Source organism: Micromonospora deserti (assembly GCF_003236335.1).
GTDB lineage: Bacteria > Actinomycetota > Actinomycetes > Mycobacteriales > Micromonosporaceae > Micromonospora > Micromonospora deserti.
The window spans coordinates 1-12,092 of sequence record NZ_POUB01000188.1; the positions used below are offsets into that span (position 1 = coordinate 1).

A 12,092-nucleotide genomic window follows, 5' to 3' on the forward strand; every position below is an offset into this window, starting at 1 on the left:
GTGGGAGGGCGCATGCGCAGGGCCCTGGCTGGTCTGCTGGTGGGGGTGCTCGGTGCCGCCGGGCTGATCGCGGTGTCCGGGGTGGCCTCGGCGTCGGATACACCGCACACCGTTGGGCCACTGACGATGCAGAGCGTGCCGAACGGGCGGGTGGCCGACGTCGACGGCGGCGAGATGCGGGACGGCCGCAAGATCCAGGAGTGGACGTACAACGGCTCCGGTGCCCAGCGATGGCGGCTGCGGCCGGCCGGCACCCGCTACCAGATCGAAGCCGTCACCGATCCGGCGTTCTGCCTGGGACGGGAGCGCGACGGCGAGCTGGCCCGGGTCCTTCTCCGCCGCTGCGGCGACGGAATGACCAGCTGGGACTTCCAGGCGCTGGGCGGCGAGCGGTACCGGATCACGAACCCGGCCGGGGACCTCCACCTGCACGTGTGGAACGAGGTGCCGACGAACGGGCGGGAACTGGTGGTGAGCGCCAACGATGGAGCGGGCGCCCAGTGGTACCTCACGGACGTGGCGGTGCCGCGCCGGCCGATGCCCGCCGATCCCCGCCTGGACCAGCTCAGCTTCCTGGTCGCGCACAACGCGATGGCCAACAGCGACGAGGGGTTCTGGGGGCGTTTCCCGAACCAGTCGTACCGGCTGCGCGACCAGCTCAGCCACGGCATCCGGGGCCTGCAACTGGACGCGCACGTGTACCGCGGCGAGGTGCGGATGTGCCACGGCGGGTGCTGGGGCAACGAGCGGACGCTGAGCGACGGACTGCGGGACGTGGTGGGCTATCTCAACGGCAACCGGGACGCGGTCGTCACCATCTTCCTTGAGGACTACACGAGCGTCGACGAGCTGCGCGTGGCTGTCGAGCGGGTGCCCGGCCTGCCGGCCCTGCTCTTCTACCCGGACCGGTCCGGCGTGCGCAACCACGGTTGGCCGCGCCTGTCCGAACTGGTGTCGAGCGACCGGCGGCTGCTCATCTTCTCGCAGCGACCAGGGCGCGAGGGCTTCGGCGTGATGTACGACCGGGACTGGACGGCCGAGAACTACTGGTCTCTGGGCAGTGGCGGCGGCGCGCTGGACTGCTACAGCCGGTGGGACGAGGTCCCGCTGCCGAAGGAGGAACCAGGATTCCGGCGGTTGCACGTGATGAATCATTACCGCGACATCCCCACCGAGTGGGCGGCCAGTGCCGACAACGGGGCGAAGCTTCGGGACCGGGTGCGAGACATCTGTGGCCCGTCGGCGCGGCGCAAGCCCAACTACGTCGCGGTGGACTTCTACCAGAAGCCGGAGGGTGGGGCGACCTGGGAACTGATCCGCGAGCTCAACACCTACTGGTGACCAACCGGCTTCCGCTGTCGCCCAGGGGTGCGGTCACTGGCTCCGGCCGGTGCGCCGCACCAGCAGGTCGTTGCTGGCCTGGTTCCACTTCCGGCCCCGGGCGGCTCAACGCTGCCGGGCGTAGCTCAGCTCGAAGTCGAGGTGCCAGGTCACGTTGTCCCTCGACATCTCCCACCGCCCGGTGATGCTGTCGCCGTCGGCGCTGAACGTGCCGAGGAACCGCTGGCTGAACTCGGGCGCGTCCCGCCACTGCCGCCACACGCCGTCGGCGTACGTCATCCGGTACACCCGGTGCACGCCGCGGGCGTCGGCGTACAGCACGGTCAGCTCCTCGCTCGCGTCGTCCAGCCCGATGATTGCGGTGGTGGGGAACGGGGCGTTCTCCCGCCATGCCTGCGGCGTCGAGGACGGCACCGAGTCCACGTCGGAGACCTGGCGCAGGAACTGGCCGCCGTCCTGCCAGACGAACTCGGTCCACGCCGCGCCGACCCCCTCGACCTTGGGCTGCACCGTCCATCGGCCGACGAGCGCGTCGAGCCGGGCGAGCGCGGGATGTCTGGCTGCCATCGTTCCTCCCTGGGCTGCTGCACCGTGGGGCCCGCTCCCGGGGACGGCGACCACCGGCGCGGGCTCGGCCGCCAGCGTATCGGCGATGGCACCTGCTCGGGTCGGGCTTCCCGCCGCGTCGGCCCGGTCCCGCCGAGCAGCCGGATGGGCGTCAACTACCGGCCGCCGTGGTGCGTGTGGCGCCGGTCCAGGGGCGCAGCGTAGGTCAGCACGGGACGGCGGCCGACCGGAACGACGCGGACGCGGACCGCAGCGCGCGTGTCGCGGGCACGTCGAGAGGGATGACGACGAGCAGTGCCGGCGCTGCGGCTGGGAGGGCGTATCGCCCGGAACGGGATCGCCCGGGTGGCCGGCTCGGGCAGGATTGCAGGACGAGGCGGTGACACGCGGCGAGGATCCGGGTCGGTGACGTGAGGGGAGATCGACAGTGCGGCTGCGGGAGGTGCACCACCAGACGGGGCGGGTGTTGGTGGTGGTCTGCGACAAGGGGGAGGAGGCGGTCGCCGCGATTGGGGCGGCCCTGGGCGAGCAGGGGCTGCGCGCCGGGCGGGTGACCGCTGTGGGCGGGTTCGCCGACGCCGAGGTCGGGTGGTTCGACCGTTACGCCGGCGACTACCGCCGCATCCCGGTGGCCGAGCAGGTCGAGGTGCTCTCCCTGCTCGGGGACGTGGCCGCGCGGGACGGCGAGCCGGCCCTGCACGTGCACGCGGTGCTGGGCCGGGCCGACGGCAGCACCGTCGGCGGGCATCTGCTGCGCGGGGTGGTCTGGCCGACGCTGGAGGTGATCGTCTCGGAGGTGGCGCCGGAACTGGCCAAGCGGGTGGACCCGCAGACGGGTCTGGCATTGATCTCCGGAGCGGGCTGAGCGGTCCGGAGATCCAGGTGTCGTACGGACGCCCGTGCCGGGACCGCGCGACGTCCCGGTGACCTCAGGAGTTGAGCGGGGTCATGGTCGCGCCGATGGGCCTGATCATGTTGATCGTCATGCATGGCATGTTCCCCGACAGGCGGATGAACCTCGCACTGTACGTCGCGTTCGCCGCCCTGTTCGTCGGAGCGTTCGCGGCGGGCCGGACCGACGCCTTCGTCGGCAACGAGGCGTTCCTCAAGTCGATGATCCCGCACCACTCCCGCGCCATCCTGGTGTGCCAGGAGTCCCACATCACCGACCCGGAGATCGTGCGCCTCGCGAGCAGATCGTCAGGTCGCAGGAGGAGGAAATCACCCAGATGAAGGCGGTCCTCAAGGACCGCTACTGACCGGCGGCGGACGCGCCGTGCTGACATACGTCCGCCATCCCGCCGCGGCATCCATCGGGCCGGCGGTGACCCCGGTTGGCTTTGGACATCCCGGACATTGCTGGGTCAGGAGCGGACGGTGCCGGCGTCGGCGTAGCGCGGGACGGCGCCGATGCCGCGCGTCAATGGCACCTCGTCCGGACCGACGAGGACGAGCCGGGCGCCGGTCCGGGCGATCGCCCGCAGCAGCGCCGCGTCGGCGCGTACCTCCTGTGGGTCCGCGACGCCGGACTCCCGTAGCGCCCGCTCGTCCGTGGCGACCAGGTCCGGGTCGTCCGGGCTGATCCAGAGGGTGTCCGTCGACGACACGTCGTCGACCAGCAGGACGGTGTCGAGCTGACCACGCCGCAAACCGGCGACCACGTCGGCAAGGCCGGTGGGCGCCGAGCCGTCGCCGCGCTGGGCGCGGTACCGGTCAATGACGTCGCGGGCGTGACGATCCGCCGCCTCCGCGACGGCCCGAACGGTCACCTCGTCGAGCCCGGCCTGGTCCGCCCCGGGGTGCCGTGCGGCGGCATCGGTGCGCACCGTCCGGTCCCGCCAGCGATCCGGCAGCCGTTCGACGAAGAGCTGCGTGGCGCGGATGTCTCCGCCCACCACGATCACCTCGGCGCCGACGGACTCGGCCAGGTCGGCCGCCGCGGCGGCCACGTCACCGGCGTTGCGGCTCCAGGACTCCTCGGCGGCCTGCTGGTAGTGGCGGTGCGACCAGCCGCCGGCCTGCACCCTGTGCAGGGGAAAGCTCTCCCTTCCGGTGACGGTGCGTTGCCGGGGAATGTCGTGCGCCACCACGCCGGTCAGGTCGGCACCCGTGCGGTCGGCGAGCACCCGGACGTACGGAACGTCCTCGCCGCGCTGGGCGACCAGCGGCATGGCGTGCGGCAGTGGCCCATGATGAGCCACGTCGGCGGGGGGAGGGGCGGGCAGCGGCTCCACCAGGGCCACCGTGCCGTCGTGGGCGAACACCGCCAACCCGTAGTGGCCGGGCTGATAGGGATGACCGCGCACGGCGTCCTCGATGGCGTCCAGTGTGGCGAGGTCGGCGCCCTGGCCGGCCAGCCGTTCCCGCAACGCGCGCCAGCGCAGGTCGACCTCGTGCCCGGCGCTGGCGCCGGCGCGGGTGGCGTCCAGGTAGACCGACGTCCAGGGGCCGGGCCGGTCGTAGAGCGGGCGCAGGAAGTGCAGGTCCATCACAACATCTCTCCTCGGTCGGCGCCCACCCCTGCCGCTGCATGGAGTGAGCGCTCGGTGACGCAGGTCCGGGCGGCGTGGGCGTCGGCCGCCGCGTACCAGGTTCGATCAACTCGTCTTCACCCCCGAGCCGACCGTCACCCTTTGCGGTACCCCCGCCCCGGCGGCCCACACACCGGGCCCGGCTCTCGCTGCCGGGCCACCGACGACGATCACTGACCGCCCCTTCGGGCCATCGCCGCCCGGCCGTCACCTGATCCCCGGGGCCCGATGGATCACCCCTGGCCCGCGCCGTCAATGTTCACGCGGCGGGCTCGAAGACAGCGCGTACGCAGCCGTCGTGCTTGTTCTTGAACATGTCGTAGCCGCGTGGCGCCTCATCGAGCGACATGGTGTGGGTCGCGAGGTGCTCGGTGACGAGTTCACCGCGGGCCATCCGTTCGAGCAGCATCGGGATGTAGCGGTGTCCATGCTGTTGGGCGCCGCGGAGGGTGAGGCCCTTGTTCATCAGCGCCCCGAGGGGAAACTTGTCCACCAGCCCGGCGTACACGCCGAGCAGGAACACGCTTCCGCCCTTGCGGCAGTGGTAGATCGCCGCCCGGGCGGCGATCGGACGGTCCGATTCGAGGCGCAATTGCTGTTTGATCTGGTCGTACCAGAACTGTGGGCCGCTGCTGTGCGACTCCATCCCGACGGCTTCGATGCACACGTCGGGGCCCCGCCCGCCGCTGCGTTCCAACAGTTCGCCGCCGACGTCCTGCGTCTGGTAGTTGAGGGTCTCCACGCCCAGGTGGGTCTGCGCCATCCGCAGCCGGTTGTCGAGGCGGTCGATCACGATGACTCTCTCGGCGCCGAGCAGGGTCGCCGCGCGGGCGGCCATCTGACCCACCGCGCCCGCGCCCCACACCGCGACCACGTCACCGGGTTTCACGCCGCCCAGGTCCGCTCCCATCCAGCCGGTCGGTGCGGCATCCGAGGCGAACAGGGCTCGCTCGTCGCTCACCCCGTCCGGGACGGTGAACGCCCCCTGGTCGGCGTAGGGCACCCGGATGTACTCGGCGTGGCTGCCGGCGAAGCCACCGAGGGCGTGCGAGTAGCCGTAGCAGCCGCCGGACGCGAAGCCCCACGCGCTCTCCGTGATCGCCGGGTTGGTGTTGCCGTTGTCGCACAGGGAGAACAGTTCCTGCTGGCAGTACCAGCATCGGCCGCAGGAGATGAACGAGCACACCACCACCCGGTCGCCCACCTTGTGCCTGCGTACCTGCGGGCCGACCTCGACCACCTCGCCGAGGAACTCGTGGCCCAGGACGTCCCCGCGTTGCATGAACGGGATGTACCCGCCGAGCAGGTGCAGGTCCGAGCCGCAGGTCACGGTCTTGCGTACCCGGACGATGGCATCCTGCTCGTTGCGCATCTGCGGGTCGGGCACCCGGCTCACGGCAACCTCGTTGACGCCCTGCCACACCAGTGCCTTCACAGTCGTCCCTCCCGGCGGCCCTGCCGCGTCGCGAGCTGCAGAGGCCGGTTCACCGCCGTCGACTCGGTCGTCGGCGGGTAGTCGGGGTGCAGCACTTCCCCGGTCTCGAGCAGCTGCTTCGCCTCGCGCAGCGCGGCCCGGATCGCCTGATCCGGGTCCCGGCCCGAGAGCCGTTCGATCCCGGCGATCACCGCGGAGCGGTCGCCGTCACGCAGCCGGACCGCGAGCTCGATGCCCCGATCGCCGGCGGCGCGACGGAACCGGATCTCCACAGCTTCACCCAGCCCGGCCAGTGGCTCCGGAAGTCGCTTGCCCCGTACCACATCGTCCGTCGACCGGTTCACCGTCACCACGTGCCACCGGGGGTGGCGGCGCACCAGCGGACCCCGCTGCCAGCGCCCGTCACCCCCGCCGGGGGAGACGAGGCGGCGGACGGCCATGCCCACCACCGCCACGGCCGCCGCCTTGATGAGCCCCCTCATATCGCCCCCACGTCGACTCGTCGACTGCGTGATGGGACGGCACCTCGGGGGACAGCACCGGCATCGGGCAGAGCCTTTCACATCCGGTGCTACCCGCGGGCGCGATTCCGTACTGCACAGGCCGAGGCGGACGTGTGGACAGCAGACTGCTGGCCGGGACGGCGTGACGCGGAGTATCAGCTCTCGTCACCGACGGCCTTGCCCGGAGGTTAACGGTAAGTCTAAACTTACCGTTCGTGGAGGCTTACGGAACCGATGCGCTCGGACTGCTCGGTGACCCCACCCGCCGCGCGATCGTCGAGCTGCTGGCTCGGCGTCCGCGCACTGTGGGTGAGCTGGCCCGCGCGCTGCCCGTCAGCCGGCCGGCCGTGTCCCAGCACCTGCGGGTGCTCAAGGACGGCGGCCTGGTCGTCGACCAGGCCGCCGGCACGCGGCGCATCTATCAGCTCAACCCGGACGGGCTGGTCGCGATGCGGGCGTACCTGGACCGGCTCTGGGACGACGTGCTCACCAGCTTCCAGAAGGCCGCCGAGGCGGCCTCCGTCGACGTCGAAGAGGAGAAATGATGAACCCCGCAGCCGCGATTCCCGCCATCCGTCGTTCGATCACCGTTGATGCCCCCGTCGACCGGGCCTTCCGCGTCTTCACCGAGTCCTTCGACAGTTGGTGGCCGGCCGGCTACCACATCGGGCGGATCGAGGTCGCCGAGGCGGTGCTGGAGCCGCGCGAGGGTGGCCGGTGGTACGAACGCGGCACCGACGGAAGCGAGTGCGACTGGGGTCGGGTGCTCGCCTGGGAACCCCCGCACCGGCTCGTCCTGACCTGGCAGATCACCGGCGAGTGGCAGTACGACCCGGACCCAGCGAACGCCAGTGAGATCGAGGTTCGGTTCACCGCGGCGGGACCCGAGCGGTCCGTGGTCGAACTGGAGCACCGCCTGCTCGATCGGCTCGTCCGCGGCCAGGCCATGCACGACGCGGTCAGCGGTGACGGCGGCTGGGCCGGCATTCTCGAACGGTTCGCCAAGGCCGTCGCGGGCGCGGCCTGACCGTTCCGGTCACCGGCGGCGGCCCTCGTTCCGCGCCGACGGGGCCGCCGCCGCGCTCTCCGCGAGGCTCAGGTGGTGGCGCAGACACGCCTGGACGAACTCCTTCGCCTCGGTCAGCACCCGCTCGTCGCCGCCAGGCTGCCGGCGGAACGCGAACCTGACCAGCGCGGCGCACACCGCGACCGCGACATCCAGGGCGACGTGCAGGCGACCGGGATCGGCGACGGCGAACCGTGCGGTCAGCGCCCGGGTGAGCTGGGCGGCGATGGCGTCGCCGTCGCCGGGGTCGGCGTCGGGCGCACGCGCCCCCACCACCACATCGTCCCGGTGCACGATCCGGATCCCGGGCACCGCGCGGTATAGGACGATGTACTCGTCGATGCCGGCGCCGACGCCGTCCCACCAATGCGTCAGGCCGTCCCGGGCGAACCGGTCCTGGAGCTGCCGGGCGTAGGCGTCCACAGCACGCAGCGCCAGTGCCTGCGCGACGGCCCGCTTGTCCGGAAAGAACTGGTGGAGCGAGCCGATGGTGACCCCGGCACGGTGCGCGATCATCGTTGCCGACAGCCGGTCGTAGCCGATCTCGTCGATGAGCACCCCGCAGGTGTCCACGATCCGCTGGACCCGCGCGGCACTCCTGCCCTGTACCGGCAGCCGCCGCAGCGGCTCTGTCGTGGCTGGCACCGATGTCACCGTCCTTCCTGCCTGGTCAGCGGCTGCGCCACATGGGGTAGGTGGTGGTGCCGTCGGGAAGCGCGAAGGGCGGGTGGGCGACGTAGCCGTGCCGGGCGTAGAGGTCGCGGTCGGCGACGGTGGTCGCCTCGGCGTACGCGGGCAGCAGAGCCCGGTCCATCCAGGCACTGCTGCTGGTGAGCAGCGCGGCGGCGCGACTGATGCGTCGCGCGGCCGGTGCGACCGCGAAGAACGCCAGGTGGTTGTGCGGGCCGGCCGGGCGGTGGGTGCGCAGGACAGCATCCAGGCAGAGGAACCGGTCGAGGTGCTCGCCGCAGGCGACGGCGAGTCTCTCGCCGTACCCGGTCGGTGGCGGGACCGGCCCGTAGCGGTGGAACCAGACGGCGGCGGCGGAGTGGTCCTCCAACAGGTATGCCTCCCCGAAGAGCAGCGCGTGCTCGGTCCAGATCCGGGTGACGGCCTTGAGCACGTCCCGGCGACGGTGCTCGTTGGGCACCAGCCATGCGCCGGTGGTGCTGGTGACGAGGGTGTCGGCGACGAGGTTGACGATGTCGGTGATGTCGCCCCATCGGGCACGGGCGACCGGCAGCAGCCGTTTCACGATGATCTCCTTAATGTGCTGGTGGCAGACGGTGTCTGGCGGAAGGGCGGTGATTGTTCAGCCCGGTCGGGCCTGCCCGCTGTGTCCCGGGCGGCAGGTTCCGGCGAGCCGATTCGTGGCGAGAGCCGACGGTGGACGAGTCGGGCGAGCCGTCGGACGGGGCTACCCACGACCGGGCAGTCGGGTGGTGGTGCGGACGGCACGCCAGCCGGCTGCTCGCGGCGGCGCCAGCGGCGACGCGGGGGCATATCAGCCGCCCGGAGCGGTTCCGCTTCCCGGTTCCGGGACGCGGGTCAGGCCGGTCTGGTCTCCGGTTGCCGGCACCGGTCCGCGAGCTTGCCGGCACGAACTCCGTACCAGCCCCGGCGAAGAAGTTCCGGCGCCCGGGCGGATAGCCAGGCGTCGTCGGTGGCGCCGGTTCCACCGCCCGTCTGGCTGTTGCCGGCCGTGCAGCCGGGACCGCCGGGCATCGGGCCGTGGCCGGAGCCTCGCTCGGCGTTCCACGGGACGATCGGTGCGGCGCTGCCCGCCGCCGGTTCGCCGCCGGCTGCCGGATCCCAGGCTGGCGGGGCGATCGGGGTCGTGACGACCGGCGGCGCCGACGCGACGCGGGTGCCCGTGGCGGACCCGGTGGCCGCCGTCCCCGGTCCGGCTGGCGTCGCTGCGACGAGGGTCGGACCGCCGGGCGGAATCCGGGGGGCCGCGGGGGGACCGAGGATCGGCCGGGCCAGGTCGAGCACCGGGTCCAGGACGGGAGCCAGGACGACCGCGACCGGCTGGGCCGCCGGGCGGACAACCGCGCCGACCGGTTCGAGCAGCTCTGCCTCTGCCGAGACCGCCGGGACCGGCGACGCCAGATCCACGACCTCGCGGGTCACCGGCCTGATCGCCGCCACGACGTCTCCCACGTCCGCGGCGGCCGAGGTGCCGGCCACTCGGCGTGCCGGTGTCGGCACCGTGGTCGGTCGCGGGCCGAGCACCCGGACCACCGGCCCGGGCTCGGTACGCGCCGGGGACCGCGCGTCGTCCCGCGGCTTCGGCGCGGGTGTCGTCTGCGCGGTCTTGTCGAGGCGGCTCGGCCCATCGCCGACGACCGGCCCGGAGGCCGGGCGCGGGGTGCAGGACAGGGAACTGCCGAGGAGCGTCCCGATGCCGTCGAGCAGCTCGTCGACGAGACAGGCGCGCGGTGCTGCGGCCGCATGGGCGCCGTCGCCCGCGATCGCGTCGTACACGCCCCAGGCACCGAGGACGCCACCGATGAGGAAAATGCCACGCAGCGTCGCCCGAGCCAGTCGGTCGTGACGACGCACCACGCGCACCTCCGCAGGGGCTTCACTCTGTCGGCAGCACGCCTGATTGTGCCCCGGAGTGATGCCCCGGACACGGCTCGACACACAAATAGTCGACATGTGGCGAAGGAACGCGCCGACGGCCGCCGGACGGAACAGACGTGGGCACTCTTTCCACCCGTGCCGACCGGTGCGCTACCGTCACGCCGGACTACCGGGGAGGTGAGCCTGGCGCGACCCCACGTCCTGCGGTCGCCCCGGTGGCCGGCAGGGGCGCCGCGGTGGCCCGCGAGCCGACGACCCGGAGCAACGGCCAACCGTCCGCCGCGACGCGGGTCCGAGCCGCGCGGGCCGCCAACCCCCACGCGACCGTGGCGGACATCGCCCGCCCCGCCAGGGTCTCCGACAGCACGGCGCGGCGGCACCTCAACGGCACGCCGTCGGGTAGCGGCTGCGGCGGCCATCCGCGCGGCGCCGCGGGGCGGAGGGCGACCCGGCACGGGGCCGGGTGCGTCGGTGCCGCCCGGGGCGTCCTGCCGGGCGTCCGGCGAGTGTGCTCGCGGGCAGCGCCCGCTTCGTAGAATCGGCTGGTGCCGCGCATCGTCCAGCTGCTGGCCTCACCCGTGCACCGCTACGTGGGCCGGCCCGCCGACGGTCCCGCGCCGGCCCCGCCCGGCGAACTGGTCGAGGCGGTGCGGATCCGGGCCGGCCTCGGCATCGTCGGTGACCGGTACTTCGGCAAGCCGGCGCACCGTGAGGCGAGCGTGACCGTGATCGCGCAGGAGTCGTTGCCGCCCGGCGTCGGCCTGGTGCAGGTCCGGCGCAACATCCTCACCACCGGCGTCGCCGTCGACGAGCTGGTCGGGTCGGTGCTCGTCCTGGACTCCGGGGGCGGTCCGGTCCGCCTGCGAGTGAACCGCCCGGCGAATCCCTGCGCGTGGATGGACGCGGCCGTCGGTCCCGGCACCTGGCGGGCGATGCGTCGCCGAGGGGGCGTCCGCTGCACGCCGCTGAACGACGGCACCCTGCGCGTCGGCCCGGTCGGCGTGACGATCACCGACCAGGCCGCCAGGTGAGGCGGCGGATGCCGGGCTCCGCGGGGGAGACCCGGCGTCCGCCCGGCCGGCTCAGCGGCCCTGGAGAGCCTTGACGTTGTCGCCGAAGGTCCAGCCCCTCGACCCGTCCCAGTTCAGCGACCAGGTCATCAGGCCCTTCAGGCCACCGCGGTAGGTGTTCCACGCCTGGGCCACCGTGGCCGGGGCCATGTGGCCACCCCCGGCGCCGGGCTGTGCCGGCAGGCCGGGGACCTGCTTGTCGAACGGCACGCGGATGGTGGTGCCCTGGACGACCAGGCCGGCGTTCAGGCAGTCGGTCTGGGCGGTGAAGCCCCGAACGGTGCCCGCCGGGTAGGAGTCACCGGAGCAGCCGTACATGCTGCCGTTGTAGTACTGCATGTTCAGCCACCAGAGCCGGCCGTTGTCGACGTACCGCTTGATGACCGGCAGGTACGCGCCCCAGATGGACCCGTAGGTGACGCTACCGCCGGTGACGTACGCGGTCTCTGGCGCCATGGTGAGGCCGAAGGTAGGCGGCATCTGCGCGAGCACCCCGTCGATGATCCGGATCAGGTTGGCCTGGGACGTGGAGAGTTGGGAAATGTTCCCGCTGCCGGTGAGCCCGGTCTCGATGTCGATGTCGATGCCGTCGAAGTTGTACCGCTTGAGGATCGGCACGACGGTCGCGACGAACCGGTCGGCGACCGCTGCCGAGCTGAGATCGATCCCGGCGGTGGCGCCGCCGATCGACATCAGGATGGTCAGTCCGGCGGCTTTGGCCCGGCACATCTCGGCGGGGGTCGGCACCTTGACCGTGGCGTCCATGCCGTCCTCCCACAGCACCGTGCCGTCGGCGCGGATCACCGGGAACGCCGCGTTGATCACGTTGTAGCCGTGGGCGGGGATGCGTGGGTCGGTGATCGGGATCCAGCCCAGCGGCGGGTGGACGCCGTTCGCCGCGCCGTCCCAGTTCTCCCAGTAGCCCTGGAGTACCTTGCCGGTCGGTTTCGGTTTGCCGGCGCAGGTGTCCGGGCCGGGTGGGGTGGACGT

The 12,092-nt window shown here is 72.4% G+C and carries 14 protein-coding genes; 6 read left to right on the plus strand and 8 right to left on the minus strand.

Annotated elements, in window-relative coordinates; genetic code table 11:
- The first annotated feature begins 12 nt into the window (after positions 1–12).
- Complete coding sequence (locus C1I99_RS22430; RefSeq protein ID WP_146604021.1) at positions 13–1,341, plus strand: phosphoinositide-specific phospholipase C-related protein; 1,329 nt, start codon at positions 13–15, stop codon at positions 1,339–1,341.
- A 105-nt stretch (positions 1,342–1,446) separates the two neighbouring features.
- Here C1I99_RS22430 and C1I99_RS22435 read toward each other — a convergent pair whose 3' ends face one another.
- Positions 1,447–1,908 (minus strand): hypothetical protein, encoded by a 462-nt coding sequence (locus C1I99_RS22435; protein ID WP_111136192.1) that lies wholly within the window; start codon positions 1,906–1,908, stop codon positions 1,447–1,449.
- 427 nt (positions 1,909–2,335) lie between these two features.
- Between C1I99_RS22435 and C1I99_RS22440 the strand changes: the two genes are divergently transcribed.
- Complete coding sequence (locus C1I99_RS22440; protein WP_111136193.1) at positions 2,336–2,773, plus strand: PPC domain-containing DNA-binding protein; 438 nt, start codon at positions 2,336–2,338, stop codon at positions 2,771–2,773.
- A 95-nt stretch (positions 2,774–2,868) separates the two neighbouring features.
- Positions 2,869–3,141 carry a hypothetical protein gene (locus tag C1I99_RS22445; RefSeq protein WP_199562347.1) on the plus strand — a complete coding sequence of 91 codons (273 nt, stop codon included), beginning with the start codon at positions 2,869–2,871 and terminating at the stop codon, positions 3,139–3,141.
- A gap of 131 nt (positions 3,142–3,272) precedes the next feature.
- On the opposite strand, the gene C1I99_RS22450 is transcribed toward C1I99_RS22445, so the two are convergent.
- From C1I99_RS22450 to C1I99_RS22460, 3 genes are all read right to left on the minus strand, one after another.
- On the minus strand, positions 3,273–4,397 hold the full coding sequence (locus C1I99_RS22450; protein WP_111136194.1) for a baeRF2 domain-containing protein: 1,125 nt from the start codon (positions 4,395–4,397) through the stop codon (positions 3,273–3,275).
- A gap of 301 nt (positions 4,398–4,698) precedes the next feature.
- Positions 4,699–5,874, minus strand: coding sequence for a zinc-dependent alcohol dehydrogenase (locus C1I99_RS22455; protein ID WP_111136195.1), 1,176 nt, complete (start codon positions 5,872–5,874; stop codon positions 4,699–4,701).
- Positions 5,871–6,356: a hypothetical protein gene (locus C1I99_RS22460; RefSeq protein ID WP_111136196.1), complete on the minus strand. Its 486-nt coding sequence runs from the start codon at positions 6,354–6,356 to the stop codon at positions 5,871–5,873. Before C1I99_RS22460 ends, C1I99_RS22455 begins: the two co-directional genes overlap by 4 nt.
- A 236-nt stretch (positions 6,357–6,592) precedes the next feature.
- Here C1I99_RS22460 and C1I99_RS22465 point away from each other — a divergent pair, with 236 nt between their 5' ends.
- Both C1I99_RS22465 and C1I99_RS22470 read left to right on the plus strand, forming a co-directional pair.
- The gene (locus C1I99_RS22465) at positions 6,593–6,922 is read left to right on the plus strand and encodes an ArsR/SmtB family transcription factor (protein ID WP_111136197.1); all 330 of its coding nucleotides are present in this window, start codon (positions 6,593–6,595) and stop codon (positions 6,920–6,922) included.
- A complete protein-coding gene (locus tag C1I99_RS22470) occupies positions 6,922–7,404 on the plus strand; it encodes an SRPBCC family protein (protein ID WP_111136198.1) in 483 nt (160 codons plus the stop codon). The genes C1I99_RS22465 and C1I99_RS22470 overlap by 1 nt, the downstream gene beginning before the upstream one ends.
- A 9-nt stretch (positions 7,405–7,413) precedes the next feature.
- Here C1I99_RS22470 and C1I99_RS22475 read toward each other — a convergent pair whose 3' ends face one another.
- From C1I99_RS22475 to C1I99_RS22485, 3 genes are all read right to left on the minus strand, one after another.
- Positions 7,414–8,088 (minus strand): TetR/AcrR family transcriptional regulator, encoded by a 675-nt coding sequence (locus C1I99_RS22475; protein WP_233512650.1) that lies wholly within the window; start codon positions 8,086–8,088, stop codon positions 7,414–7,416.
- Positions 8,089–8,113: 25 nt separating this feature from the next.
- Positions 8,114–8,698, minus strand: a complete 585-nt coding sequence (locus C1I99_RS22480) for a hypothetical protein (protein ID WP_111136199.1) — start codon at positions 8,696–8,698, stop codon at positions 8,114–8,116.
- Between the two features lie 293 nt (positions 8,699–8,991).
- Positions 8,992–10,008, minus strand: coding sequence for a hypothetical protein (locus tag C1I99_RS22485; protein WP_146604022.1), 1,017 nt, complete (start codon positions 10,006–10,008; stop codon positions 8,992–8,994).
- A 569-nt stretch (positions 10,009–10,577) separates the two neighbouring features.
- Between C1I99_RS22485 and C1I99_RS22490 the strand changes: the two genes are divergently transcribed.
- Entirely contained in the window at positions 10,578–11,063 is a 486-nt protein-coding gene (locus tag C1I99_RS22490; protein ID WP_111136201.1) for a molybdenum cofactor biosysynthesis protein, read from the plus strand.
- A gap of 51 nt (positions 11,064–11,114) precedes the next feature.
- On the opposite strand, the gene C1I99_RS22495 is transcribed toward C1I99_RS22490, so the two are convergent.
- On the minus strand, positions 11,115–12,092 hold a 978-nt coding region (locus C1I99_RS22495), incomplete at its 5' end, for a chitinase (protein WP_111136202.1).

Excerpts from the sequence above, each read along its gene's own strand:
- C1I99_RS22430 (WP_146604021.1), top strand. The coding sequence starts at position 13 with ATGCGCAGGGCCCTGGCTGGTCTGCTGGTGGGGGTGCTCGGTGCCGCC.
- C1I99_RS22435 (WP_111136192.1), bottom strand. The coding sequence starts at position 1,908 with ATGGCAGCCAGACATCCCGCGCTCGCCCGGCTCGACGCGCTCGTCGGC.
- C1I99_RS22445 (WP_199562347.1), top strand. The coding sequence starts at position 2,869 with ATGGGCCTGATCATGTTGATCGTCATGCATGGCATGTTCCCCGACAGG.
- C1I99_RS22450 (WP_111136194.1), bottom strand. The coding sequence starts at position 4,397 with ATGGACCTGCACTTCCTGCGCCCGCTCTACGACCGGCCCGGCCCCTGG.
- C1I99_RS22460 (WP_111136196.1), bottom strand. The coding sequence starts at position 6,356 with ATGAGGGGGCTCATCAAGGCGGCGGCCGTGGCGGTGGTGGGCATGGCC.
- C1I99_RS22470 (WP_111136198.1), top strand. The coding sequence starts at position 6,922 with ATGAACCCCGCAGCCGCGATTCCCGCCATCCGTCGTTCGATCACCGTT.